22 protein-coding genes and 1 pseudogene are annotated in these 25,586 nt (G+C 44.2%); 10 read left to right on the top strand and 13 right to left on the bottom strand.

Features of this window, described 5'->3' with window-relative positions; genetic code table 11:
- Positions 1–62: 62 nt before the first annotated feature.
- Positions 63–1,877 (bottom strand): T9SS type A sorting domain-containing protein, encoded by a 1,815-nt coding sequence (locus tag LKO26_RS11100; RefSeq protein ID WP_227587935.1) that lies wholly within the window; start codon positions 1,875–1,877, stop codon positions 63–65.
- A 235-nt stretch (positions 1,878–2,112) separates the two neighbouring features.
- Positions 2,113–2,799, bottom strand: coding sequence for a TetR/AcrR family transcriptional regulator (locus LKO26_RS11095; RefSeq protein ID WP_227587933.1), 687 nt, complete (start codon positions 2,797–2,799; stop codon positions 2,113–2,115).
- 198 nt (positions 2,800–2,997) lie between these two features.
- On the opposite strand from LKO26_RS11095, the gene LKO26_RS11090 reads away from it, so the two are divergent.
- Entirely contained in the window at positions 2,998–3,207 is a 210-nt protein-coding gene (locus LKO26_RS11090) for a hypothetical protein (RefSeq protein ID WP_227587932.1), read from the top strand.
- A gap of 218 nt (positions 3,208–3,425) precedes the next feature.
- Entirely contained in the window at positions 3,426–4,607 is a 1,182-nt protein-coding gene (locus LKO26_RS11085; RefSeq protein WP_227587931.1) for a DUF4349 domain-containing protein, read from the top strand.
- A gap of 30 nt (positions 4,608–4,637) precedes the next feature.
- Here LKO26_RS11085 and LKO26_RS11080 read toward each other — a convergent pair whose 3' ends face one another.
- The 6 genes and pseudogenes from LKO26_RS11080 to LKO26_RS11055 all read right to left on the bottom strand — a co-directional run bounded on the left by LKO26_RS11080 (position 4,638) and on the right by LKO26_RS11055 (position 9,111).
- Complete coding sequence (locus LKO26_RS11080) at positions 4,638–5,114, bottom strand: DinB family protein (protein WP_227587930.1); 477 nt, start codon at positions 5,112–5,114, stop codon at positions 4,638–4,640.
- Between the two features lie 62 nt (positions 5,115–5,176).
- Positions 5,177–5,923 (bottom strand): annotated as a pseudogene (locus LKO26_RS12820) (DUF6994 family protein).
- A 146-nt stretch (positions 5,924–6,069) separates the two neighbouring features.
- Positions 6,070–7,143 (bottom strand): DUF2891 domain-containing protein, encoded by a 1,074-nt coding sequence (locus LKO26_RS11070; RefSeq protein ID WP_227587928.1) that lies wholly within the window; start codon positions 7,141–7,143, stop codon positions 6,070–6,072.
- A 42-nt stretch (positions 7,144–7,185) separates the two neighbouring features.
- Complete coding sequence (locus LKO26_RS11065) at positions 7,186–7,437, bottom strand: hypothetical protein (RefSeq protein ID WP_227587927.1); 252 nt, start codon at positions 7,435–7,437, stop codon at positions 7,186–7,188.
- A 100-nt stretch (positions 7,438–7,537) separates the two neighbouring features.
- Entirely contained in the window at positions 7,538–7,879 is a 342-nt protein-coding gene (locus LKO26_RS11060; RefSeq protein ID WP_227588203.1) for a hypothetical protein, read from the bottom strand.
- Positions 7,880–7,968: 89 nt separating this feature from the next.
- On the bottom strand, positions 7,969–9,111 hold the full coding sequence (locus LKO26_RS11055) for an acyl-CoA dehydrogenase (RefSeq protein WP_227587926.1): 1,143 nt from the start codon (positions 9,109–9,111) through the stop codon (positions 7,969–7,971).
- A gap of 133 nt (positions 9,112–9,244) precedes the next feature.
- On the opposite strand from LKO26_RS11055, the gene LKO26_RS11050 reads away from it, so the two are divergent.
- From LKO26_RS11050 to LKO26_RS11020, 7 genes are all read left to right on the top strand, one after another.
- On the top strand, positions 9,245–11,023 hold the full coding sequence (locus LKO26_RS11050; protein ID WP_227587925.1) for an AMP-dependent synthetase/ligase: 1,779 nt from the start codon (positions 9,245–9,247) through the stop codon (positions 11,021–11,023).
- A gap of 329 nt (positions 11,024–11,352) precedes the next feature.
- Entirely contained in the window at positions 11,353–11,916 is a 564-nt protein-coding gene (locus tag LKO26_RS11045) for a Crp/Fnr family transcriptional regulator (RefSeq protein ID WP_227587924.1), read from the top strand.
- A gap of 66 nt (positions 11,917–11,982) precedes the next feature.
- Positions 11,983–12,309 carry a DMT family transporter gene (locus LKO26_RS11040; RefSeq protein ID WP_227587923.1) on the top strand — a complete coding sequence of 109 codons (327 nt, stop codon included), beginning with the start codon at positions 11,983–11,985 and terminating at the stop codon, positions 12,307–12,309.
- 88 nt (positions 12,310–12,397) lie between these two features.
- On the top strand, positions 12,398–13,657 hold the full coding sequence (locus tag LKO26_RS11035; RefSeq protein ID WP_227587922.1) for a CPBP family intramembrane glutamic endopeptidase: 1,260 nt from the start codon (positions 12,398–12,400) through the stop codon (positions 13,655–13,657).
- A 515-nt stretch (positions 13,658–14,172) separates the two neighbouring features.
- Positions 14,173–15,012 carry a hypothetical protein gene (locus tag LKO26_RS11030; RefSeq protein ID WP_227587921.1) on the top strand — a complete coding sequence of 280 codons (840 nt, stop codon included), beginning with the start codon at positions 14,173–14,175 and terminating at the stop codon, positions 15,010–15,012.
- A 160-nt stretch (positions 15,013–15,172) separates the two neighbouring features.
- On the top strand, positions 15,173–15,382 hold the full coding sequence (locus LKO26_RS11025) for a hypothetical protein (protein ID WP_227587920.1): 210 nt from the start codon (positions 15,173–15,175) through the stop codon (positions 15,380–15,382).
- 210 nt (positions 15,383–15,592) lie between these two features.
- The gene (locus tag LKO26_RS11020; protein ID WP_227587919.1) at positions 15,593–15,760 is read left to right on the top strand and encodes a hypothetical protein; all 168 of its coding nucleotides are present in this window, start codon (positions 15,593–15,595) and stop codon (positions 15,758–15,760) included.
- A 430-nt stretch (positions 15,761–16,190) separates the two neighbouring features.
- Here LKO26_RS11020 and LKO26_RS11015 read toward each other — a convergent pair whose 3' ends face one another.
- Positions 16,191–16,976, bottom strand: a complete 786-nt coding sequence (locus LKO26_RS11015) for a zinc ribbon domain-containing protein (protein ID WP_227587918.1) — start codon at positions 16,974–16,976, stop codon at positions 16,191–16,193.
- Positions 16,977–16,980: 4 nt separating this feature from the next.
- Positions 16,981–18,078, bottom strand: coding sequence for a Nif3-like dinuclear metal center hexameric protein (locus LKO26_RS11010; RefSeq protein ID WP_227587917.1), 1,098 nt, complete (start codon positions 18,076–18,078; stop codon positions 16,981–16,983).
- Between the two features lie 48 nt (positions 18,079–18,126).
- Between LKO26_RS11010 and LKO26_RS11005 the strand changes: the two genes are divergently transcribed.
- The gene (locus tag LKO26_RS11005; RefSeq protein ID WP_227587916.1) at positions 18,127–18,990 is read left to right on the top strand and encodes an ion transporter; all 864 of its coding nucleotides are present in this window, start codon (positions 18,127–18,129) and stop codon (positions 18,988–18,990) included.
- 183 nt (positions 18,991–19,173) lie between these two features.
- On the opposite strand, the gene LKO26_RS11000 is transcribed toward LKO26_RS11005, so the two are convergent.
- The 3 genes from LKO26_RS11000 to LKO26_RS10990 all read right to left on the bottom strand — a co-directional run bounded on the left by LKO26_RS11000 (position 19,174) and on the right by LKO26_RS10990 (position 25,554).
- The gene (locus LKO26_RS11000; protein WP_227587915.1) at positions 19,174–21,288 is read right to left on the bottom strand and encodes a T9SS type A sorting domain-containing protein; all 2,115 of its coding nucleotides are present in this window, start codon (positions 21,286–21,288) and stop codon (positions 19,174–19,176) included.
- Positions 21,289–21,391: 103 nt separating this feature from the next.
- Entirely contained in the window at positions 21,392–23,812 is a 2,421-nt protein-coding gene (locus tag LKO26_RS10995; protein WP_227587914.1) for a GEVED domain-containing protein, read from the bottom strand.
- Positions 23,813–24,000: 188 nt separating this feature from the next.
- Positions 24,001–25,554, bottom strand: coding sequence for a GEVED domain-containing protein (locus LKO26_RS10990; protein WP_227587913.1), 1,554 nt, complete (start codon positions 25,552–25,554; stop codon positions 24,001–24,003).
- Positions 25,555–25,586: the final 32 nt, after the last annotated feature.

Raw genomic sequence — 25,586 nt, 5'->3', positions numbered from 1 at the left:
AATCAAAAGGCGACTCCAAAAAATGGAATCGCCTTTCTTTATTAAATTAAAACCGACAAAAATTACTTCTTAATTATTTTCTGTGTCCAGGTTCCGGTTTTGTTTTCTACTTTCAGTACATAAGTGCCTGTACGCAGGAATCCGACGTTGATTTCACGGTTTCTCGCATCGGTCTTGCCCCACAGCACGCGCTGACCCGCCATATTGTACATCTCAAAGGATACAGGTACATCTGCTCCGGAAATGTAAATTTTATCACTTGCCGGATTGGGATAAACCACCAGTGTGTTTTTCCCCGGCGTTTCTGTAACAGAAAGAGCCTCCAAAAATTCGTAAGCACCCATATCAATCGTGCTGCCCATGAGACGGACATTTCCAGCAAGGTCAAAATCATTGGAAGGATCACCAATAATGGTATTGTACAGCGTATTGCTGCCTGCATTAATCCCGGCACTGTTGGGCTGCAGTGACAGGTCACCGTTTGAAAAAGCCGTAGTACCCATCGGAATGTATTGCGTGAATGCCGGCATGGCTCCGGAATTGCCGCCGCCATCTACCCCATAATCAGCATTCCATACCCCGCCGGCATCATACGCATCCTGAATGATGCTGTTGCTCACCACCAGGTTGGGATTTCCGGTACCCAGCATATTTACATAATTTCCGGCCCGCTTATTGCCCCAGATGATTGAGTTTACAATTTGTACATGGGCATTGGTAGCCGTTAAGCCGGACAATGCTCCCGTACCTGTTTGCCAGTCGTAATTGTTATAATTGCTCACAATGGTACTGTTCACAATTTCCACATGGGTAATGATGCTCTGGTTGAGCGTATTCAACCGCAAAAACCCTGACTGATTTCCGGAAGTATTTCCCATAGCTACTATATTGCTCATTCTTAAATGACCTCCATTATTCTGAATAATACCATAGCTTGGAGCCTGATTTCCCAAAAATGCAACTTTATCCATATTCAGGGTAGCGGCTTTCTGAGCATCGCGCCAGATTCTGATGGCACCGGCAGTATTTCTGGCAAAAGTGGCGTTTTTCAAATTTACAACGGTTTCAATAGGTAAAGTATAATCAGAATCCAGTCTTAAGTTTCCAAGATTATCTGAGAAATTCAGGTTTTCCAAGGATAGAACAGAGCCGTTTACTTCGAACTGATAGTAACTGTTGGTGATGGAAATGTTTTTCATGGACGCAGTAGAGGTTTTCATATAAATGGGCTTACCGGTCTGGAAGATTCTGATGTTTTCCATCTTCACATTGGCTTCCACAATGGCCAGTCCTCCACCCATGCCCTGTTGCACCTGCACACCATTGATCACGATATAATCATAGTCATCGGCCGTCGAATGGGTTCCGCCTGTGATGGAGAATCCGTCAAATATGGTTTCTGCGGTAAGTCCTGCGGCCACTACAGCGTGATAATGATTATCTATATAGCTGGCCGGGAAATCAAAGCCGGCATCATCTCCCAGCACATCGGTGGTAATCAGGCTCACATGCTGGTCAAAATCCCGCAGGGACAAATCGGTCACCGGCGCGGTAGCAGAAAATCCGCCATATACGGCCACCCCTTCTTTCAGTACAAAAGTTTTGGCTTTATCATTGGTGGTGCCGCGCGGGTTATTGGTAAGCCACTGGAACACATCATTGCTGGCTTTGTGTGCCGCAAGATAGGTTCCTTCGGCTACGTAGACCTTGTCCCCGGCAACCGACGCATTAATCATCAGCTGCAAATCACCGGAGGCATCCTGCCATGAGGCTCCGGATCCGGTGGCATTCTGTTTTACGTATCTGGTGGTCTGTGCCTGCAACCCGGCCGACAATCCAACAGATGTCATCAAAAATAAAGAATAGATTTTCTTCATAAAAGAATATTAAAAGGTTAAAAAAATATGCTGTTCCAAATGCCTTCATCAGCTCGGTTGGGCGGCTGCCGCCACACACCGTTATTCTAATCCTCAATTATTTCACATAAAGCCAAACAAATATATACATTTATTCTCATACGAATGAATTATATTTAAATAAAAACAAAAAAAGCGGCTTTCTGTAGAAAACCGCTTTCAGGTTGCTCAGAAGATCTGAGCGTTTTATGTATTTTTATTTTTTCTTTTTTGGGATTTCATCATAGCACATTTCCATGATTTTATTCAGTGCATTCTCAATCCGTTGTTTACCTTCCGGCTGCAGCACGTCTATGCCACAGAACAAACTGCCATTAGACTGCGCATGAAGTGCCAGATAGTACAGACCGCCCACCTGCAGTGCGATGACGGCCCGCAGGTCTATTTCTGAATTTTCAAACGACGGTTCAATCAGTTTAAAAAGTTCTTCGCCCAATTGTTCCCGTTCGTCAGAAATTTTGCGCAGAATTTTATTATCTTCTCCCAGTTCCCAGTGGATTAATCTCTGCAGCACCTTGTCATCATAGACCGCTTCAAACTGTCCGCGGAGCAGGGCGGCGGCATCTTCACTGGTTGGCGCTTCTTTATTCTCCACCAGATTTACCGCAATATCCTTAGCCGAAGAAACCCAATAATCCTTCTGAACGATATAGGTTTCAATAAGGTTATTCAGTCCCCCGAAATAGGTGTAAACCAGCCTGCGGTCTACCCCGGCTTCCTTACAAATGGACGCCACATTGAGTCCGGCGTAGCCTTTTTTCTTGAGCACTTTGCCCACAGAGGCAACCAATTTATTCATGGTCCGTGCTTTCTCTCTAATAGGACCCGAGGTCACTTTGCGTGCGGGTTTCTGAGTTTCTTTGGTGTTTAGTTTTGGTGTCATGATATTTGCGTTTTAATTACAAATCTATACTTATTTTCTCAATTACGTGAGTTATCGTGAGTAATTTCCGGAATTTTTGTTTACTTTGTACCGGAATCATCATGGCCACATTTGGACGGGTTAATTTTTCAACTGATTAACTGTATTCTGTAGGGTCTGATATTTCCGAACTGGTTTCACCAGATAAAATTACACAAAATGAAGAAGAAAATACTCACAATTCTTGCGGTTTCTTTTATCATCACGATAATTGGCTATGCAGTGGACAGCGATCCTGCTCCACACAGCGTTTTCCTGCAAATTCTGGACTTCGCGGGCATGTTTACCATCATCACTTTGCTCACTTCTTTTTTGTTTGTAGCCCCGTCTCAGATTCTAAAAAGCCTGAAACGGCCGGATTCCATTTAAAAAATATATTTCCGGGAAAAACTTCACTGTTATAACTGCATTATTTGCATTTTATTCTGTAGAGGTAGGCATTTCCTGACAGGCGGCGGGACATCCGGCCCTCACCCATTTGAAACATCAACTGCAGATTGCTCATTTTCAGCATTTTGATGAAAACCGGAACGCTTTTCTGTTTTAAGGAATATATTTTGCAGAATCCCCGGAGAAATACCTGTACAATGAAAAACTTAGTCGTATATATTTTGATGATCATGCTGACCGTTTCGTGTTCAAAAACCGAACTGAAGCAGACTTCAGACACCATAAAAACCGCCGACAGCCTTTTTACCAAAGCCAACAGCGGCCTGAAAACCCTGGATTCTATTTCCAAAATCGTAAATGACACCGCAAAGTTCAACAAAGTGGTGGCTCCGCATATCGAAAAAACAAAAAAAACGGTGGAAAAGGCTATTCAGGAGAATGCCTACACGCTGGATTCTGTGAATGCGGTATTGCAGAAGGCCAAAAGCGAGATTGAAAAAAACACAGACCTCATCAAAACAGTAGATTCGGCGGGGCAGATCATTAACCGGAGCAATAAGCCTTCAGAAATTCTCTCGGCCATTTCCAAAACCCTGGAAAAGGTATCGTCTGCAACCACGCGCAGCGAAACCCCTCAGACACCATCTGCACCAGAAACTGCTCCCACAGAGCAACAGCCACTATCTGAACCCACGGCACAAGCCGAACGAAAGGTGCAACCACTGGTCAAAACGGCTGAACTCAGCATTTCTGTCACCGATCTGAATCCGTCAAAAAATCTGCTGGAATCAGAAATCCGCAGGTATGGCGGACAGATTATTTCAGAGAACTTCGGCGAAGAAAACGGCTTCCGGAAGCAAATCATCCGCGCACGCATTCCCACCTCATCTGTGGACATTGCCACCCGTGAGTTGCCGGGAATGCTGGGTCAACTCACCATGCGCAGTGTCATTTCCAGCGGTACTGATCCGGTTCCCGGCCAAATGTCAGATCTGCAAATCACGCTCACCGAAAACCGCATAGCAGCCGGAGCAGAAAGCATGCAGACCGACGGTGCACAAGGCATCCAAAAAGAAGAAAGCAGTTATGGCTCCGCGTTTATGAAAGGATTTGACGTGCTGGAAAAGATTTTTCTGGCGCTGCTCCCCTTCTGGCCAGTATTGCTGATTCTGCTCCTCATCTGGTATCTGGTTCGCAGAAACCGGCGGAAAAAAGCAGCAACAACCGTTACGCAGGAGCGTTTCCCAACCGTGGAAACTCCATCACAGGAAACTCACAAGCAGCAGGAAGCGTCGCCGCAAACCGATGCGCAGAACCCCGAACCCGATCAGCAGGACTCCCCGCCTGAAGATCCGTATGAAAAGTACCGGCCGAGGTAGGGTGACATGGATTTTTTTCATTAGTCTTGCTTACCCCTCACCCTCTGCAATTAATTTCCGGATTAAGGAAATTTGCCCCAGGTGATAATAGCTGTGTTCTATGACGCCTTCTATATTCCGCAAAAAGGTTCCGTATTTCTCATCAATAAATGGCTGATCAAAAACAGCATCGTCCATTTGCTGAACGGTCTGAGCAAACTTTTCTGCGTTATCTAACAATGTAGTTACCAAATGATTCCAATCCGCTTCCGAGGTAATTGGTGGAAGATCAAAACTGTACCGGTCCCTGATTTCGAGTTTTCCGGTTTCAAAAGCGCTTAAAAGTCCGGCCAGGTAATAGTTGATGTGGAAAGTGAGCGCTGCAATCGTGTTCAGATCGCCCACTTTTTGTGTGGCCTGCTGCCAGTTTACGCTTTGTAACTGCTCCCTGTAATTGGTCGCGGCAATCCAGTGCCCGTTCAGGAATACCTCTCTTAATCTGCCCGCAATGGTGGTGTTTCTGGTCATGGTGATCTTGCGTTTTACAGTTTTGTAGTAATCAAAGATAAAAAAGGGCAACGCAATTATCTTTATTTCACCTCATTTTCTTTTACTAAAAGAAGAACCTCATCAGAATGGTCATGGAAAGCGTTTAATATGCGGCTATTTCTTTTAAGTATTAAGTTTATGGTGTTTGATTTATAAGCTTTGTATTCTTCAATATTTTGTGGTAAAGGAGATCGCTCAAAATTTTCAAATGGCAAACAAAATATGATCTGATAATTTTCATCGACAAAATCCTGAAGAAGAAAAAATTTAATGTAATTTTTGAAATCTTTGAATAAATAAAAGAAGTTCTCATATCTTAAAATCGCATCATACAATGGACTTTGCTCTCCAATATAAAAAAGTCTTATACACTCTAAAGTCAAATCGAACCGATCACATATTTTTTTGTTCACACCTCTGGCTTGATTTATTGTAAATCCATTTTTTTTGTGTGCAGGAAAAACGATGTGTCCTCCAATTGTTCTCACAATATGTTTAAATTGTTCTTTTTCTTCTTCAGACAACCAATCATCATATCGACCTTTATATTTCCCAACGAAATGTGGACACATTCTGTCGCTTGATAAATTATCGGTTAAATTGTTTTTTAATACGATTCTACCATATTTACCGCCAATTTTGAAAGTTTAAAATGAAAATGATTGTTCTGAAGGAAGCCTCTTACTCCACAAATACTTATGCATTTCATATAGTTTTGGACTATCAGAATCGGGGTCACCACAAACGCTATCATTTCTAAAATCGAAACTTATGTCAAGGTCTATCATTTTTACAAAAAACTTTTATATGTACAATGTTATTCGTGCTCTAAAGCAGGTTGACCTTTTTTAGTTATAAGTCAAATATAAACATAATTTTTTGCTAAAATCACCATCAATTAAGAGGGAATAGCCCATCATCAATCAGCCAAACTTCACTCCCCATCAGACAGAGCGTACACAGCGAAACTGGCCAGCCAGTGGTCACCGCCGTAATTGCCCTGAAACACCAGCGGCAACGCATGAGCTAGAAACCGGTCGGCAGAGGCCGTAAACCGTTTCCTCAATTTGTGATTTGCCGGGAGTGCGGCCGCAACGCCCTTCATGCACCACGCGCGGGTAAGCGACAAACCTACCAAATGCACCGTCTGATAGTCATTGATATCACTGATGACGGGCATCAAGTCCAGATTATCCAGACTTTGCCGGGTGTAGAAACGGGTCAGCCATTTCTGAAATTCGGCCTGTGGCAGTACCCGGCGCATTAAATCTGCTATCTGAAGGCTGGGCGAGAAAAAATCACTGCCATCCGGCTCCAGATATGCCGGGGTCTTCCGGTCATTCAGATAAAACGTTCGGGCTTTATCACTGAGCTGCTTTTCAAACGCCTTATCGCCCACAGCACGCGCCCAGTCCAGCGCAAATGCCAGTGCAAATGCTGAATTGGGATGAACTCCGGTACGGTTCGGGTAGGTTTGATTAGGCAGGTAGTTTTTCCACAGCCTCAGAATTTCATCGGTGAGCGACTTCAGATTCCGGTGCCAGATTTTGGCCTGCGGATGGTTCCACGTGACCAGTTCTTCGTCCAGTTTCAGCAACCATGCCCAGCCATAGGTCCGCTCAAAATTCTGGGCAATCTGAAAGCGGGTGAAGTAGGCCGCTTCAGCCTTAATTTTTTCGGGTGAAAAAGAATGGCTTAACAATTCGAAAATCTCTTCTGCTTTCTCCAGTCCGGGATGCGTTTTCAGCAGCCGCACCAGCATCCAGTGGCCATGCACCGACGAATGCCAGTCGAAACAACCATAAAAACTGGGATGCAACTCACGGGGAGACATCACCGCGTCTGCAGCCCCATTGATCACATGAGCGGTTTTATTGGGATACTCCTGACTGATGCAGTGCAAAGGCTTTTCTGCCAGAGCCGCGGCCGTAGCGTTGTCCAGTACCGGAACCTGCTGTGCAGCGGTGACTGAACAAATCAGTATCATCAAAACAGATAATTTTCTCATGATTATTTTAGTAATTAGGTATGATTTGCGGTCGTGATTACCTTAAGGATTTTTCAGGACCAGGCTGCCGTTTTGCACAAACCAGAAGCCTGCCAGGCCCACAATCAGCAAAACAATGTACAGGATAAGCTGTATTTTCTGACCTTTAAAATACGAAACAGCAATCAGTCCGCCAATGCCCAGGGTGAGCAGGGCAATTTTCAGTTCTACATCTTTCATAAAGACCGATACGGCTACAGCACCCAGAGAAAGCAACCGTATAATGCCTTCCCGTTTCAGAAAATATTCTTTCATAATATTCTATTCATTATTTTGTTTAAAATTGTCGGTGTGTCCCCCGTTAAACAGGCTCTAAATTAAAAAATCCTTTCAAGAAACTGAAAGGATTTTGGATTTATTTCATATTTACCACCTTATCTACAATGTACCGGGTGTTGCCCCGCCACGGTATGGCGCCGTTGTATTCTTTATAATGCAGATCAAACTGTTTGCCACTGTTCTCCTCCAACTGTTTGAAGATTTCCGGATCTTCCACCGAAAATTCAAACTCGTAACTGGTAATGCTGCCGGTTTTTCCCCGGCCAAAGCCTTCCTGAATCAGTTTTCCTTCATAGGTTTTGAAGACATAGCCCTTCTTCACTGCATAGTTCAGATACCCGGACTTCACGCCTTCGCCAAACACGAAATAGTATTTGTACCAGATGAAGATTCCGGCAAAAAGTAGTACCACGAGCATCAGCCAGAAAAGAAAACTTCTGAAGATGCCTTTCTTTTCGTCTATAGGATAATCTGCCATGGCCATTGTTTTTTTAAGGTGAAATTGAATTATTTTTTTGAAATGCTTCTGGAAATCACAATTTTCTGGATTTCAGAAGTTCCTTCATAGATCTGGGTAATCTTCGCATCACGCATCATACGTTCTACGTGGTATTCTTTCACATATCCGTATCCGCCATGAATCTGAACGGCCTCTATGGTAGTATCCATGGCTACCTGAGAGGAGTACAGTTTTGCCATTGCACCACTTTCGGAGATATCCAGTCCCTGATCTTTTTCGGCAGCCGCTTTAAAGCACAGCATTCTGGCAGCCGTAATCTGCGTAGCCATATCGGCCAGTTTGAATGCAATCGCCTGATGGTTAATAATTTCTGTACCGAAAGCTTTTCTTTCTTTGGCATATTTCAGTGCCAGTTCATAAGCTCCGGAGGCGATTCCCAATGCCTGGGAGGCAATCCCGATACGTCCGCCGTTCAGTACGCCCATGGCAAAGTTGAACCCGAAACCATCTTCCCCGATTCTGTTTTCCTTGGGAACTTTCACATCTGTGAACAGCAGTGAATGGGTATCACTCCCGCGGATTCCCAGTTTATCTTCTTTCGGTCCTATTTCAAAACCTTCCCAACCTTTTTCTACGATGAAAGCGTTGATTCCCTTATGTTTTTTCTCGGGATCGGTTTGTGCAATCACGATATAGTATGCTGCATTTCCACCGTTTGTAATCCAGTTTTTGGTACCGTTCAGCAGGTAATGGTCGCCCATATCTACTGCGGTTGTTTTCTGTGAGGTGGCATCAGAACCGGCTTCCGGCTCAGAAAGTGCAAAGGCTCCAATCACTTCACCGCTGGCCAGTGGCTTCAGGTATTTTTGTTTTTGTTCTTCGTTACAGTATTTTTCCAGTCCGGCGCACACCAGTGAGTTGTTCACAGACATTACGACGGCTGCAGAAGCATCTACTTTTGCAATTTCTTCCATAGCCAGCACATAGGAAATGCTGTCCATACCGGCGCCGCCGTACTGCGGATCTACCATCATTCCCAGGAAGCCCAGTTCGCCCATTTTCCTTACCTGCTCATGCGGAAACTTCTGTTCATTATCTCTTTCAATTACCCCCGGTAAAAGTTCAGCCTGTGCGAAATCTCTCGCAGCCTGCTGTATCATTAGATGTTCTTCTGATAAATTAAAGTTCATAATCGATTTTTCTTTGCCTGCGAATTTACGGATTTTGATACAATGACGAAAATAACTTTTGCACTTGGAGAAATAATTAATTAATTATATATTTACTTTTCGTTAACCAATAGTAAATATATAACTTCCGCTTATGGCCATTAAAAGATTATTTGATATAGCCCACCACGCCCACGCAAAATTTCCGCTGGACGATATGTTTGTAACCAAATACCATGGTGAATGGAAGAAAACCTCATCACTGGAATACATCAACCTGGGCAATAAAGTCTCGCGGGGATTGCTGAAACTGGGAATCAAACCCGGTGATAAAATTGCCCTCATTACCACTGCTACCCGTACAGAATGGGCGGTGATGGATCTGGGAATTTCACAGATCGGTGCCATCAGCGTGCCGGTGTACCCTTCCATTTCTGCTACAGATTACGTTTACATTTTCAATAATGCAGAGGTGAAATATTGCTTTGTATCAGACCGTGATCTACTGGAAAAAGTAAACCTGGCCAAGCCTGAAGTAGAATCACTGCAGGGAGTGTTCACGTTTGACAGTATAGAAGGGGCGGCCAATTGGCAGGAAGTTGTGGATCTGGGCGAAAATCCGGCCACACAGAATGAGGTGGAGGATCTCATGAAAACCATCAATTCGGAAGATCTCGCCACCATCATCTACACTTCCGGAACCACGGGAAAACCCAAAGGTGTGATGCTCACTCATCAGAATATTGTATCGAACGTACTGGCATCAGACCACCGCATACCGCGGCGCCGCGGACTGGATTATAAGGATGTAAAAGTGCTGAGTTTCCTGCCCATCTGCCATATTTTTGAACGGATGCTTTTTTATCTGTTTCAGTTTAATGGTTTCAGTATTTATTTTGCCGAAAGCATAGAGAAAATGGGCGAAAATGTGAAAGAAGTGAAACCTCATTATATGAGTGTGGTACCGCGACTGATAGAGAAAGTTTATGATAAGATCTACGACAAAGGTACCAGCAGCGGCGGACTGAAAACCAAAATTTTCCTCTGGGCACTGGGCATTAACAAGAAAAAAACAAAAATCGGGAAACCTTCTACCCTGTCAGAAATCATTGCAGACAAACTGGTTTTCTCTAAATGGAGAGATGGTCTTGGCGGAAACATTGTGACCCTGGTGTCCGGTTCGGCAGCGCTTTCTGAACGCCTGAACAAGATGTTTCAGAATGCAGGAATTCCGATTCTGGAAGGCTACGGACTCACGGAAACCTCACCCGTAATTTCTGTAAATTCTGTGGACCGCATGAAAGTGGGCACCGTAGGTCATCCGCTGGACAATCTGGACGTGAAAATTCAGGAAGACGGAGAAATCACCGTAAAAGGACCTTCTGTATTCAAGGGTTATTTTAAAAATGAAGAAATGACCAGCGAAGCATTTACCGAAGACGGTTATTTCAGGACCGGCGACATTGGCCACATAGACAACGAAGGATTTTTGAAAATTACCGACCGCAAGAAAGAAATGTTCAAGACCAGCGGCGGAAAATACATTGCTCCACAGGTTATTGAAAATCAAGCTAAAGCATCAAAATTCATTGAACAGATTATGGTGGTGGGCGATGGTGAAAAAATGCCGTGCGCCCTGGTACAGCCGGATTTTAATTTTGTAAAGAACTGGGCAGAGCGCCATAAGCTTCACGTAGGTTCTACGCCCGAGGAAATTGTTGGGAGCAAAGAGCTGAAAGAGCGCATTGGGAAAGAAATTGACTATCTGAACACCAAACTCGGCAGTTGGGAACAAATCAAACGCTTTGAACTCACGCCTCTGGTTTGGTCCATAGATGATGGTTTGCTGACCCCCACTCTGAAACTGAAACGGAAAGCCGTAAAGGAAAAATTTATGGACCTCTACAACAAGATGTACGGTCACGATGAATAAATAATTTCAAACACGAAAGCTCCCGAAAGGGAGTTTTTATTTCCAGAATGGCGGTTAGCGGCCGCATTCAGCGGTATGACTACTCCTGATCCCGCATCATATGGAATGTGGGATTTTCAATAATTTTGATATAACTTTCTCCAATGGGAATTCTGCTTCTGTAGTTGCAAAGCTAAGACTGCAATTTTATTACCTGGTTACAACACTGGAAATTGTACATCAGCCTGTTCAGCATCCTGAAAAAAGCAGGCAACGTCTGACTTTATGCGTAATATTTTTGATACACTGGAACTTCCGGTTTTGTATCTTTGAAAGAGAAATACCACAACGTGACGATTGATCAGATTATAGACTCGGTTTACCCGGTTCCTGCCGAAGTGCGGATTGAACTGCTGCAGCTCATAGAAGAGGTAAAACTGCCCAAAGGTCACCTCCTGCTTCGTGCGGATAAGACAGAAACGGACATTTACTTTATTAAAAAAGGCATTGTGCGCGCATTTGCAACAGCAGACGCCGCCGAAATCACCTTCTGGTTTGGCCGCGAAGGAGATGCCATTATCTCCATGAGAAGTTATGTTGCCGGAGAAAAAGGCTATGAAGACATCGAATTGCTGGAGGATTGTGAATTATACAAACTGAGCACTCCGGATCTGCAAAGGCTTTACCGCAGAGAAATTCACCTGGCCAACTGGGGCCGGAAATTTGCCGAGCAGGAGCTCATTAAAACCGAAGAAAGACTTATTTCCAGGCAGTTCCGCAATGCTACGGAACGCTACCGGGAGTTACTGGAACACAATCCGGACCTCATCCGCCGGGTATCACTGCGGCATATTGCCTCCTACCTGGGCATCACCCAGGTAAGCCTGAGCAGAATACGCGCCGGCCGCAATTGATTTTTTTAACATTTGTAAAGCCGGTTCTGAATCCCTTTTCCGATTTTTGCAAAAAATATATCATTCATGAACTGGATTCTTTTAATTATCGGCGGATTATTTGAAGTAGCATTTGCCTCATGCTTGGGCAAGGCCAAAGAAACAAACGGCACCGAAATGTATCTGTGGTACGGTGGATTTCTCATTGCACTCACCATCAGCATGGCGCTGCTCATTAAAGCCACTCAGACGCTGCCCATCGGAACTGCTTATGCGGTATGGACGGGAATCGGTGCGGTAGGCAGTGTTCTGGTGGGGATTTTCGTGTTCAAAGAACCGGCCACGTTCTGGCGTATATTCTTCATCACCACCCTCATTGCCTCCATTGTAGGATTGAAATTTGTTTCGAACTGATCCGACTTCCGCCGGAAATCAGTTTTCATGACCCGACTTCAGGTTGCGATTCCGCTTCAATTGTGTATATTTGAAAAACTTCAGCACAATGCGGGAAATTACCGATACTTTCAGGGATTTAGTTCAATTCTTAAAATCACCGGAGCAACAGCAGGACATTATACAGACGCCCGCACGAAAAGTCAGGAGGCTGCTCATTCTTCTGCTTGCTGAAATCCCGGTCATGTTTGCGTTGTCCGCACTCATCAATCTCTTCAGTAATCTGGGTTGGGTCCAAATTGAAAAACATCAGGTTCAGACGCTGGTGGAACTGTTTCCTATACCAGTAGTGCTTATGCTCGCCGTGCTCCTGATCCCGTTTATAGAAGAACTGATTTTCCGGTTTCCGCTGAAATACAAGCGCAATTATCCGCTGCGGGCAGTGGCCATGGCTGTAAACGGACAAAATTCAAGAACTGAGGGGAAAGTCCGCCGGTGGTGGCTCCGGAAATATCCGGTAATTTTTTATCTTTCTGCCGGCATATTTGCAGTCATACACTTTGTGAATTACGATTCCGAAACCACCCTGGTTTTTATTTTGCCGTTTCTTGTTCTGCCCCAATTCATACTGGGCCTGCTGATGGGATATTTGAGGGTGCGGTATAATTTTTTTACCGGATTCCTGATGCACGCCCTGCACAATGCCCTGTTTATGACAATAGCCATTCTGTCTCTCACCTCTTCCGAGCCTGTTCTCAGTATAGAAAATGAGCAGTATCGCCTGCATATTGAAAAAGTAAGCCACAGCCGGGAATCCATGATGTACAATGGTACAGACTCCATTCACATACAAGGCGTCAGCCTGAAGAGCACTCTAAGTGTCCTGACCGGACAACCGGAGTTCCAGATGGTAGACAAAACCCAGACAGGGAATCAGAAGATTAACCTCCGCTATCAATCGGTGAATAGTAGCTCACTGAACAGTGATTCTCTGATTACCGGCCACCTGCTCAAAGAATTTTCACTAAGGCTGGAGCACACAAACAAAACGACTCAGGTATATATACTTCAAGTTGTGGATGAAAAGAAACTTTCTGCAGCCTATTCCAACAGCACCGAAGACTCGTCCGTAACCAGCTCTGCAGAGGGCATCACCATAAAAGGAATGACCCTGGAGGACACAGCAAAGTATCTGAGTGAGGAGTTTAAAATCCCGTTTGAAACTCAGTCCGGGGGAAATCAGAAACTCAATATTTCGCTGACCCGGGATCTGGAATCTTTAAATAAAAAACTGCTTGTTGAGTACGGCATCAGCATGAATGAGGCCACCAAAACCGTCGAATATCTGATAATGAAACCTGCTGAATAAGAGCATCGTCTTGGCTACGCAGATTTTGAACCGGAATCAGAAAATTTTGTTGCAGTGAAAGCAAAGATGATTCCGCTTTAAAATATGAATACCATTACGACGATTTCCAAATCATCAGATCCACTTATAAAGATGCTTACCGACATTATTCGATCGATTTCAGGTATAAGTATGACAAAAAAAACAATTGAACAGAAATTATTAAAATCATTAATGGTATACCCTCTTATAAATGGATTCGGGAGATTGAATATTACCCATAACAAGTACTGCAACAAGAGTATTATCCCTATCGAATAGTATGACAACCCAGCGCTTCAGAAGCGATGCAGAAGAGTTTTAATTTCAGAGGCGAAGCAAAAAAATAATGGATTTTCCGGCACAATGACGTTTCAGGAACTCACAAATATTCCGTTAAAAGTTTTCATGTTTCAAATACTGAAAATTATGTGTACTTTTGAATGTATCAACCAGAAAATTCAGTCTGTTACAAGAATAAAAACGATAACATTCTTATGAAAAACATTTACATTTTTTTATTAATATTGGTGAGTTTCAATGCAAATTCACAAAATCTCGATAAATTAACACAACCGATCATTGAAGAAGGAAAAAAGCTGTATAAATCTGAAATGGCCTCATGGCACGGAACCGATTTATTCTTAGAAAAATATGCTGACCGTGAAAATATCGGTGGTTACTTTTCTTATTCTGAAAATAATGAAAACATAAATGTATTTTTCTCTAAAGCTGAAAGTCCCAAAATTATAGGAACTATAAAATTTAATGATGATTTTGACTTAAAGAAAGCAAATATCAATTTAACTGAACGAAACCTAACAGAAACTGAAAATGAAATTCTGACCTTAAGACAAAAAGCATTAAAAATCATTCAGAACGACACCATTTTCAAAACATATACGAACACAAAACTCAATCTGATTCCTTTGGTTGAAAAAAAAGAAAACAAAGTTTATGTTTTAACAGGTCCTTCCATAAGTGGCGTGGTGATTTTTGGTAATGATTATCTGTTGACATTTGATAAAAAAAACAATCTGAAAAATATAAAACAGCTTCATCAAAATATAATTCCTATTGAGTTCCGCAAGGGAGACAACACCGAAATGACCGCACATACACATCTCCCGGAAACAGGAGATTTCATTACTGCAACAGATATTTGCACCTTAATGTTGTATGGGAAATTTACTGGCTGGAAACAACACAATGTTGTCTCTCAGAAATACATGAACATTTGGAATATAAACACTGATAATCTGTTTGTGATGACCATGGATACCATCAAAAAAATAAACGAAGATCAAAAAGAAAGACGTAAAAATGATGATGAATAACAACCATCGCAGTTAATATCTGTAACAGTTAAACTACCCAAATTATTGAGGCCTCAAGGAATCGAACCAAGAACCAGTCCGATATAAAATTTTGTAAACTCAGGATCCGGCAACGCAAAATCATGAATACCACATTTTTTCTTACTATTATACAATTATTTTGAAAAACATATACACTTTTGCACTGTTGTTTTCCTGTGCCTTTTGCTCCGCACAAATTCTCATTGAATCTACCCGCTCACTGGAAGGAAAGAAATATTCAATTAATATTGACGAACAAGACCGGGATTTGTTCATCAGACTTCACATGCGCGACAGTATATCCGGCTTACCGGGCTACCAGAGCAGACTGGACTTGCTGAGGCAGTAGTACAAAAAAATTGATTTTAAAACAACAGACAGCATAAAAGAGAAGGTCCTGTTTCAAGAACTTCATCAACTTATTGAAGAATACTCCTGCTATTCTACATACGAAACAACAATACCAAAATCCCGCTATCCCGCTTATGATGCCCTGATTTCCTTCCTGAAAACGGCAAGTACAGAACAGCTGGAGCGAAACGAACAAAATAAACACCGAATGGTAATTCACGGAAAATTTGTCACCTTAACCATTGTGCCCGATAAAAAAATCACCGTTATCAGCCCGGATGCCACCGCCTATCCGGAAATTTACCAGTTGCAACACCAGACGATGGAAATTTTGCGCAAAGAAGGCGTCATACCAGAAAACACCCGCCTGTACTGATTGTTCGATTTGTCAAATTCATCTTGTCAAGCATAGAGGAATCACACTTAATGTCGGTATGCCGGCGGTCTGTATCACAGATCAACACATTGCGACCGCCTCACCTGCAAATCCATCCCCTTGCGGCGTTATTCTTACGCACTGAACTCAAAAAACAGGCTGCTGGGCTACTTTCAAGATTTATATTTGGGCATGCCCCTTCGGGTCGGGCTATTCGCTGCAAGTCCTCGCTGCGCTGTGGGCTTTCCGCTGCTATCCCTCACGCAACCTTCGCAGGAGGGGTGAATTTTCAGCACAATGCCATTCCCTACGAGCCATCCTCCGATTGAGAAATACTCTGAAAACTCAACCTTAAATCAAATCATGATCTCGTCACTCCACAAAAAAACCACAGAAAATTCTGTGGTTTCATGTATTTTCAGAGATGGGATTAAGCCTTGAATCTGATGACTTCTGCCATCTTTTCGTTTTCTTCCTGTACCATTTCATCGTCTATCAAAATCTTTCCGGAATGCTCATCAATGATGATTTTCTTGCGCTGAGCAATTTCCATCTGCTTCTGTGGCGGAACTGTGAAGAATGATCCTACCGGCGCCCCTCTTTCCAGACCTACCACAGCCAGACCGGTGGTGGAGTTGGAACGGATTCTCTGGTAAGAAGCCAGCAGTCTTTGGTCTATGTTTTTGGAGAATTCTTTTGATTTTTCCATCAGAAACTCTTCTTCCTTCTGCGTTTCGGCTATCAGGTTGTCCAGTTCTTCTTTTTTGAACTTCAGGTGGTTCTTAAATTCGTCAATTTTGCTGTTCAGTTCATCCAGCATTTCTTTTTTATGCGAGATTTTTGCCTCGTACTCATTGATCCGCTTATGCGCCAGCTGAATTTCGAGCTCCTGAAACTCTATTTCCTTGCCCAGCGCTTCAAATTCTTTATTGTTCCGAACATTATCCTGCTGAGTTTTGTACTTGTCAATAAGCGTAGCCGCATGATTCATTACCTCTTTCTTGGTATTGATCTCGTCATTCTGCTCTTTGATTTCGTTCTGAAACTTCTCTGCTCTTTTCTCCAAACCTTCAATTTCGATCTCAAGATCTTCCACCTCTATCGGAAGTTCACCTCTGGTATTGCGGATTTCGTCTAATCTGGAATCAATAATTTGCAGATCGTACAGCGCTCTCAGTTTATCTTCAACAGTAATTTCTACGTTCTTCTTTGCCATATTTTTATAAAAAATAGTTTACAGGATTGGTTTTCTCAACAGATTTTGAGACTGCAAATTTACGAAATTTTTCCGAGAGTATCTCAAATAATTGCGGAACCACAAACTGTTCAGATTCATAATGCCCGATGTCGCAAATCAGCATTTTTTCTTCCGCCTGAAAAAAGTCGTGGTATTTCACATCTCCTGTGAGATAGGCATCGCACTGCGCTGCTTTGGCCGCAGCGATTCCGGAGGCTCCGCTGCCGCCCAGCACTCCTACCCTGCGCACTTTTTTGCCCCGTGTTGCAGAATGGCGGATGACAGACAGATTAAAAGTTTGTTTCACCATTTGAAGAAACTCCGCCTCACCCATTTCCGTTTCCAGATCACCGTACCGGCCCAGTCCGGCATGCTGGTTTTCATTTTCCAGGGCATATACCTGATAGGCCACTTCTTCATAAGGATGTGCGCTGCGCAGCGCCGCCAGTATGGCATTGAGTTTAAACGATTCGAAAATTACAGAAATCATATCCTCTTCTGCTTGTTCCCGCACATTCAGCTCACCGGAAAAAGGCCGGGCATTTCCTACCGGCCGGAAGGTTCCGCTGCCCTGCAGGGTAAAACTGCACTCATCATAATCCCCGATGCTTCCGGCTCCGGCAGCAAAAAGTGCTTCTTTCACCTGAGCGGTATGCCCGGCGGGAACATAGGTTGTAAGCTGATTCAGCATCTCCCGTTTAGGCATCAGAATTTTTTGATTCTTCAGGCATAATGCTTCGCAGATGCCAAAATTGACTCCCAGTGAATCATTGTCAAACGCCGTATGTATGGCATAGATGGCTATTTTATTCTCGATGGCTTTCAGTACCGCCCGCTCCACGTAGTTTTTTCCCGTAAGGGATTTCAGTCCGGAAAAAATAATGGGGTGAAAACAAATTATCAGGTTTAGATTTTGTGCAACAGCCTCATCTACAACAGATTCCAGTGCATCATGAGCAATCAGAATCCCGGTAAGATTCCGATCAGGATTTCCGCAGAGAAGTCCCACATTATCAAAATCTTCGGCCAGTTTCATGGAAAAAGTACTTTCCAAAACAAAAACAGCATCTTTTAACTTCATTTCCTTAAGTTTGTAACGAAAATAAGAATTATTTCTAACAACAACAGTATGGAGCCAGAGTACACCCCGGAAAAGGAACACGATTTCATACCGGAACGAAAAAAGTGGAAGCGCCAGCTCTTTCGCATCATTTACCGTGCAGATACGCCGCTGGGAAAAATATTTGATATCAACCTGCTGATTCTTATTTTCCTGAGCACCTTCATTGTCATGATGGAAAGCGTGCCCTCTTTTGATCTGAAATACCACACCATTTTTGTGGTACTGGAATGGATTATTTCTCTGTTTTTCACAGCAGAATATATTATGCGGATTGTCACCATCCGCAATAAAAAAGATTATATTTTCAGTTTCTTCGGAATTATTGATTTGCTCGCCATTCTGCCTTTTTTCCTCAGCCTGCTCTTCCCGGTAACCAAATTTTTCCTCATCATCCGCATGCTCAGAATGCTCAGAGTTTTCAGGATTCTGAATCTGCTGGACTTCATGAACGATGGCTATCTCATTGTAAGGGCTCTGAGAAACAGTTCAAGAAAAATCTATATATTCCTCCTTTTTCTGATGATTTTCTCTGTAGTGGTGGGCTCTATGATGTTCATGGTAGAGGGTCACCGGGAGGGTTTTGAGAGTATTCCTCAGAGTATTTACTGGGCAGTAGTTACGGTAACCACTGTAGGTTATGGCGATGTGGCGCCCACCACCGGTCTGGGAAAATTCTTTGCCATCATCCTGATGCTCGCCGGTTACTCCATCATTGCCGTTCCCACCGGAATTGTAACCGCCGAAATGCGGAATAAAAGACAAAATCTGGAGAAAACATGCCGCCGGTGCAAGAATGAGGACATTGATGATGACGCGCATTATTGTAAACGCTGCGGAGAGCCGGTAGATCCATCTTCGGATTCCCCATAATGCAGGAAGCAAAACCGCACATCTGTTTTTAATTGATCATTTAGAAACAACACGATTGTCCATAAGAAAATTCACAGCATTCGCCACACTGCATTTCCCTTCAATTCAACGGTTTATCAGGTTCTGTTGATGCAAAAAAAGGACTGCAATTGCAGTCCTTAGAAATAAAATCAGGCATTTATTTTACTTCCTGATCGCTTTGGCTGTTTTCACAGAACCATCTTTGCAAGTCAGTTTCAGGAGATACATTCCGGATTTCAGATCACCTAAATGAAGCTGTCTTGTCGGATTGTCAATGATTTTCACGATTCTCCCGGCCATATCCATTACCGTCACACTCTTTACATCCTTAATGTCTGAAACATTCACCACATCTGTGAAAGGATTCGGTGAAATGGTCACGGTTTTATCCTTGCCTTCCACATCTACAACGCTCATCTGGCAGTTCGGATCCACAGTCACCACCACTTCCTGCAGTGCAGATTCACATTTGGTGGAAATCTGCCAGTCGTAGAAATAGTAATACAGATCGTTTCTTGCCGTATTGCCTGGCGCCGCGGCAAGCGTACTGGTATTGATGGAAAGTAATCCCGGCACTACAAACGGGTATCCGTAATTTCCGTTCGGAGCATTGGCAGACGGATCAAAATACAATTGTGAGATTCCATTCATATTTCTGGGTCTCATCTTATAATTGGTTCCCGGTACCATCTGGAAATTCAGTGTTGCCACATGAGGCTGGGCAGACCCTGCAGGAGCTCCCTGCACCGGTATAGTTGCCGTATGTATGATATTACTGCTGCCATCAATTACATCAATCACCACAGTTCCGGAATTACTGCTGGAACTCACCGGATAGATCACCACGGATTCCAGCGTGAACGGAGCCAGCACGTCAAATACCAGTCCGAAGTTTGTAGTCCCTGCACCATTAGACGGGTTTGCATCCGGCTGCGCCTTACCCCCTGATGCGGTTTGTCCGGTAGAAGCACTCACCCAGTAAGATGTGGTTGCCGTAAGTGCAGGAGTTGTAAAAGTAGCTCCCGTAGCTACAGGAGTACCACCCGTAGCAGCAGTATACCAGTTAATGGCAGTTCCTGCATCTGCGGTGGCTGTAAGATCAGCAGTATCTCCCACGCATGCCGGAGCAGGCGTTACCGCCGTGGTGAGTATGGCAGGAGGCAGACAGTCGGTAGTGAAAACTACAGGCAAAGCAGACCACGAACTGAGATCTGAAGCTGTGCAATTGGAACGGATCCATGCATAATAAGTGGTACTTGGGGTCAACACACCATTCAGGTTGTGGGAAAGACCCGCCACTCCCGGAACTGTGGGTGCGGTAAGCGCCGAAGGAGCTGTATTGGTAGTGCTGTAATAGATATCATATCCGTTTGCTACCGGCGTAGAAGACGCATTCCAGTTCAGCGTGGCGCTGTCATAAGACGTCACATTTGCCGCAAATCCTGATGGAGCCACACAGGTAGGCGGATTCCAGGTATAGACCAGTCCGGATGGCGGCATTCCCGGTGTGGCATTCATGGTATTATAAGCCTGCGAGCTATTATTGGCAGTTCCTGCGGCTGAACTGTCAAAATTAGTAGATGTGGTGCTCAGCCTGTTGTTATAATCCGTATTTGAACTTCCGCGAAGCCCCACCTGTCTTGTTCCCGATATTGTAGTGCTACCCAACTGATAACCTGCACTTCCATAGTGTACAGAGACCGCATTAGTTGTTTCGGCAAGGCGGATCTGGAAGTCCATTAAATAGATATTGGTAGTGGATGTACTGTTGGAAGGTCTGAAGTTTTTCCATTGGATTACAATTTCACGGTTGGGAGTTGTACCCACTGTTTCCATACGGATATCTCCGGTCATGGTTCCATTGACCGTATCAAAATATGAATTTAAATCACCCCCAAACGCTGCTACTGCACCATCGTACCCTGCAGTATTACTGATGGGCGTTGTATTGGTTGTAGCGGGAGCCGTAGCACCGAAAGTAATGAACCCATTGGATGACACATTGATGGACGTGTAACCCTGTCCGTCAAAAAAAAACGTGAACGGCAACGTGGCATTAAATACATTACTGTTCAGGTTGCCGGCCGAAACATTGCTTACCGCAACACCCAACTGGGTGCCTCCGGATATTTCCGTGAAAGTTCCGGATGACTGCGTGAAACTGTACAAGCTTACCTGGGCATCCATGGTTCCGCAGGCCAGAAAAGCTCCTGCTGCCAGCAGACTCCTGCTCCACTGCATCGCTTTGTTCTTAACAAAAAAATCAATTTTTCTCATAGATTATAGGTATAAATTTTTAAACAGTTAAAGATAATACTTTTTCACAACGAAAAATAAAAAAAGAGCGGCAAATGCCGCTCTCATCAGTAAAATTATTGAATTACTTTTTTATCACTTTCGCCGTTTTCACGGAACCGTCCTTGTAATCCATTTTCAGGAGATACATTCCGGATTTCAGGTCACCCAAATGAAGCTGTCTGGCAGGGCTGGTGATTACTTTCACCATTCGTCCGGACATATCCATCACGGTCACACTTTTCACATCCTTAATATCTGAAATATTAACAACATCAGTAAACGGATTCGGATATACTTTTACCTCTTTAGCATCGGTAAGTGTTTCCACCACAGATAATGCAGCAGGAAGCACGCTGAAGTTGTCTACAAAGAACTCAATATCTTCAGGATCACCTACCGATCCGTCTGTGGCGTAGATGGCAAAACGGGTTTGGGCGGTACCTCCGGTAATGGTGTAACTGTATTGGGTTGCAGTGTTTGAAATTGAGGAACTGGTATCCCAGGTCTGCAACACCTGCCAGGTTGCTCCATTATCTGTGGACATCAACACTTGTACCAGGTCATCACTTCCCAAATTACCGCCGGTAGTAGAGGCATACAAGGTAAGACCATAATCAAAAGTCAGATCAAAATCGCCCGCTGTAAGATCAAATACTGGCGACATCAGCCATCCGGTTCTGCCGGTGGAGTAGAGGTTTATTTTTGCTGCGCCAGTAGAACCACTGTTCAGGAAGCCATCTGCAAACCAGTATTGACCTGTTCCTGCAGGACCTGCTGAGGCAGAACCTCCGGAAGCATGAGACCAGCACGCACCAGGGAAGGTACCAAAATCATTAGTATAAGCCGGTACGTAAGCTGCACACTGGGTGGTAAAGGTTAATGACGGAGACCAGGTGCTCACATCCGAACTTCCACAGTTGGTTCTTACCCAGACATAGTAGGTGGTAACCGGCGTCAGATTCTGAATCGTGGCCGTAAGTGCCGGAGCTGCCACGGTAACAGAGTTGGTATTATCCAGCACGGTAGAAGCATTCGGCGGGGTACTGCTGGTACTGTAATACAGCGTATATCCAATAGGCATTCCGGCCATCGGTGCTGTCCATGATAAATCAGCTGTAGTAGAACCTATGGTTCCCAAAGCAAATCCGCCAGGTTCCAGACAAGTTGGAGTATTGATCACCTGAATATCATCCAGCAGCACATTATCATAGAAATAGCCATTTCCGCTGACATCTTTGTCCACTATAAATCTTAATTCAATAGTAGCGTTCAGTAATGAAGCAGGCAGCGCAACCATTTCGGTACGCCATCCGGCACCATTGGTATCTGAGGCAAAAATTTCGGTCCATGTCGCTGAATTCACATCCCGTACCTGCACAATCAGTTCATTATGGTCGTAAGCAGGAACCGTTCCTCCCACACCGGTAAGGTGATTTTTAAACCATCTGAACTGCAGCAACGGAGAAGCGAGTCCGGTGAGCGATATCTGTGGCGACTGAAGGGTCACATCATGAATATTATCGTAAGGAACAGATGCATCTACCCAGGCAAACTGACCTGCAGCACTTCCGTTGCCGCTCGTACCATAATCTGGTGTACCCGTAAATAGCCATAGTGCATAGCCGGTATTATCTGTACTGAATGTAGACCAGCAATTTGGTATTCCGGTTCCGGAGAAATTCTCTGTGAATGGTGCTGCAAAAGGTACACATGCGGTTGTGAATGACCCACCGGACTCCCAGACACTCTGATCTGTCCCACAGTCGGATCTCACCCAGAAATAATAGGTAGTAGCCGGAGTAAGTGAAGACAGATTTGCTGGTGAAGCAGCAGTGGAAACTGAATTGGTTGCATCCAGAGTTGTGGCAGCTGTTGGTGCCGTATTTACCGTGCTGTAATACACCTGATAGCCTGACGGTGTAGATGTAGAAGGAGTCCATTCTACCACCGCGGTTACTGAACCTACAGTAGTAGCCGAAACGCCCGTAGGAGGCAGACAGGAAGGAGCTGCGGTAATGGTTACCGTATAGTCATGAGCTTCTCCCCAACCGGCAGTTTCACACGGTATGGGAGCAGTTGAATACCGGGTAGCCACACGCATACGGTAGTTTCCGGGAGCCACAGTAGCAGGCACGGTAATGACACCAGTACTGGTATTCAGAGAGCCGCTGGAGGCAGAGCCTACCAATTCTGCGGCAGGATCAAAATCATAATTATTATCAAAATCGATCCAGACCCTCACCTGTTGGGAACTGAACCCATGGGTTACACTAAAACTATAATTAATGGTAGGCTGAAGTGTAATCGTGTGCGTAGATGAAAAATCTTCATAAGAAGTTGCGGAGCAAGCGGTTCCTGAATGAGTAAAACCGGCAGATGAAATGACAAAATCGTCAATTGCGTCACCATCACTACACCCACTGGCAAAGGACGGAACACAATACGTTTGAGCCATGGCGCCTACTCCTATTGCGAGCAGGCAGGTGATAAGAAATTTTTTCATAATTATAAAATTTAGTAATTAATGCTAAATTAATAAATTTTAGCATACAAACATCAAAATTATCACACCTATTTTGAATATAATATATCACATATATGATACAAATAAATATTTAATAATTCTCTATCCACAAAAAAAAGGGATTGACCCTTACCGTCAACCCCTTTCCTGAAGTCTATTAACAAATGTTATTTTTTCAACACTTTTGCCGATTTCACCGAACCGTCTTTGTACTGCAACTGAAGCAGATACATTCCGGGTTTCAGATCACCCAGCTGCAACTGACGTGAAGGAGCAGTAATATCTCTCACCACACGACCAGCCATATCTACAACCTTCACAGATTTCAGGTCTTTGATATCACTGATCATGACAAACTCCGTAAAAGGATTCGGATACACCTGAAGATTCTTTTTGTGGTCTGCAACTTCTACCGTCGCAAGACTTGCCGGCGTCACGCTGAAATTATCCACGAAAAATTCATTATCCTCCGGATCATTCACCAGACCATCGCTGGCATAAAGTGCAAATTTTGTCTGTGCAGTTCCATTGGTTACGGTATAACTGAACTGTGTAGCAGTAGCCGGTATATTAGATGCAGCATTCCAGGTATGTAACACCGTCCAGGAAACCCCATTGTCCGGTGACATCACCAACTGTACCACATCATCACTTCCCAGGACACCGGCGCCACCTGTGACCCAGTCCAGCATGTAATAATCCAGTGAAACGGTATAATCACCTCCCGAAAGATTAAACACCGGCGTAATCAACCAGCCCTGTAGAAAATCCGAATAGAGATTCACCACCGCAGCACCACTGCTTGAATACCAATAATCCAAAGTTCCGGTTGGACCTATAGCAGGCTCACCACCAGAAGCTTGCTCCCAGCACGGCGGTTCAAAGTTGGTAAAGTTCTGTGTATAAGCCGGAGTAATCGTTGCACAAGCAGTTGTAAACGAAGAACCGGATATCCACACTCCCTGAGACGTTCCGCACTCTGACCGTACCCAAACATAATAGGTGCTGGCCGGGGTTAAATTGGAAATTGTTACCGGTGACGCAACGCTGGTTGTAGAATTGGTAGCATCAAGCGTAGTACTTGCTGTGGGTCCTACACCGGTGGTATTATAATAGATGGTGAAGCCGTTTGATGGTGCCGGGCTTACCGCACTCCAGCTTACCTCTGCAGTACTGCTGGTAACATTGGCAACCCCAACCGTTTGTGGCCCTGCACAGGATGGCGGAGCAACCACAACCAACGTATAATCATGCGCTTCACCATAGCCGTCATTATAACAAGGCACCGGCTCCTGGTAATATTGGGTAGCAATCCGCATCCGGTAACTTCCGGGAGCTACCGTACCGGGAACCAGTATATTCCCCTGACTGATCAGCTGCATATCACTGAATGCCGAACCTATAAGCTCCGTGGCTGTATCAAATGTGCCGTCATTATTAAAATCTGCCCAGATTCTTACCTCCTGGTCACTGTAACCGTGGGTAACACTGAACCCAAACGGAACTCCTGCATTAACTGTGATGGAGTGCGTTGCACTATAGTCTTCGTAGCTGGCACTGGAACACAACGTATTCTGATGAGCAAAACCCACAGAGGATACCATAAAAGAGTCAATCTGATCTCCATCAAAGCAACCTTCTTCAAAAACAGGAGTACAATAGGTTTGCGCATAAGCCAAAGCTCCGAGCGCCATTGTACATGAAAGTAATAATTTCTTCATAGTATATTTTTTTATATTACAGCTAATTTAGC

Origin of the sequence: Chryseobacterium sp. MFBS3-17 (genome assembly GCF_020687745.1) — a bacterium.
GTDB lineage: Bacteria > Bacteroidota > Bacteroidia > Flavobacteriales > Weeksellaceae > Marnyiella.
This window is presented reverse-complemented; position numbering and strand designations above follow the sequence as displayed.

What these genes read in the sequence shown, in the direction of transcription:
- LKO26_RS11100 (WP_227587935.1), bottom strand. Translation starts at nt 1,877, where the DNA reads ATGAAGAAAATCTATTCTTTATTTTTGATGACATCTGTTGGATTGTCG.
- LKO26_RS10990 (WP_227587913.1), bottom strand. Translation starts at nt 25,554, where the DNA reads ATGAAGAAATTATTACTTTCATGTACAATGGCGCTCGGAGCTTTGGCT.
- LKO26_RS11010 (WP_227587917.1), bottom strand. Translation starts at nt 18,078, where the DNA reads ATGAAGTTAAAAGATGCTGTTTTTGTTTTGGAAAGTACTTTTTCCATG.
- LKO26_RS11065 (WP_227587927.1), bottom strand. Translation starts at nt 7,437, where the DNA reads ATGAAAGAATATTTTCTGAAACGGGAAGGCATTATACGGTTGCTTTCT.
- LKO26_RS11040 (WP_227587923.1), top strand. Translation starts at nt 11,983, where the DNA reads ATGAACTGGATTCTTTTAATTATCGGCGGATTATTTGAAGTAGCATTT.
- LKO26_RS11015 (WP_227587918.1), bottom strand. Translation starts at nt 16,976, where the DNA reads ATGGCAAAGAAGAACGTAGAAATTACTGTTGAAGATAAACTGAGAGCG.
- LKO26_RS11085 (WP_227587931.1), top strand. Translation starts at nt 3,426, where the DNA reads ATGAAAAACTTAGTCGTATATATTTTGATGATCATGCTGACCGTTTCG.
- LKO26_RS11090 (WP_227587932.1), top strand. Translation starts at nt 2,998, where the DNA reads ATGAAGAAGAAAATACTCACAATTCTTGCGGTTTCTTTTATCATCACG.
- LKO26_RS11030 (WP_227587921.1), top strand. Translation starts at nt 14,173, where the DNA reads ATGAAAAACATTTACATTTTTTTATTAATATTGGTGAGTTTCAATGCA.
- LKO26_RS11060 (WP_227588203.1), bottom strand. Translation starts at nt 7,879, where the DNA reads ATGCTCGTGGTACTACTTTTTGCCGGAATCTTCATCTGGTACAAATAC.
- LKO26_RS11020 (WP_227587919.1), top strand. Translation starts at nt 15,593, where the DNA reads ATGGTAATTCACGGAAAATTTGTCACCTTAACCATTGTGCCCGATAAA.
- LKO26_RS10995 (WP_227587914.1), bottom strand. Translation starts at nt 23,812, where the DNA reads ATGAAAAAATTTCTTATCACCTGCCTGCTCGCAATAGGAGTAGGCGCC.
- LKO26_RS11070 (WP_227587928.1), bottom strand. Translation starts at nt 7,143, where the DNA reads ATGAGAAAATTATCTGTTTTGATGATACTGATTTGTTCAGTCACCGCT.
- LKO26_RS11095 (WP_227587933.1), bottom strand. Translation starts at nt 2,799, where the DNA reads ATGACACCAAAACTAAACACCAAAGAAACTCAGAAACCCGCACGCAAA.
- LKO26_RS11035 (WP_227587922.1), top strand. Translation starts at nt 12,398, where the DNA reads ATGCGGGAAATTACCGATACTTTCAGGGATTTAGTTCAATTCTTAAAA.
- LKO26_RS11050 (WP_227587925.1), top strand. Translation starts at nt 9,245, where the DNA reads ATGGCCATTAAAAGATTATTTGATATAGCCCACCACGCCCACGCAAAA.
- LKO26_RS11000 (WP_227587915.1), bottom strand. Translation starts at nt 21,288, where the DNA reads ATGAGAAAAATTGATTTTTTTGTTAAGAACAAAGCGATGCAGTGGAGC.
- LKO26_RS11005 (WP_227587916.1), top strand. Translation starts at nt 18,127, where the DNA reads ATGGAGCCAGAGTACACCCCGGAAAAGGAACACGATTTCATACCGGAA.
- LKO26_RS11080 (WP_227587930.1), bottom strand. Translation starts at nt 5,114, where the DNA reads ATGACCAGAAACACCACCATTGCGGGCAGATTAAGAGAGGTATTCCTG.
- LKO26_RS11055 (WP_227587926.1), bottom strand. Translation starts at nt 9,111, where the DNA reads ATGAACTTTAATTTATCAGAAGAACATCTAATGATACAGCAGGCTGCG.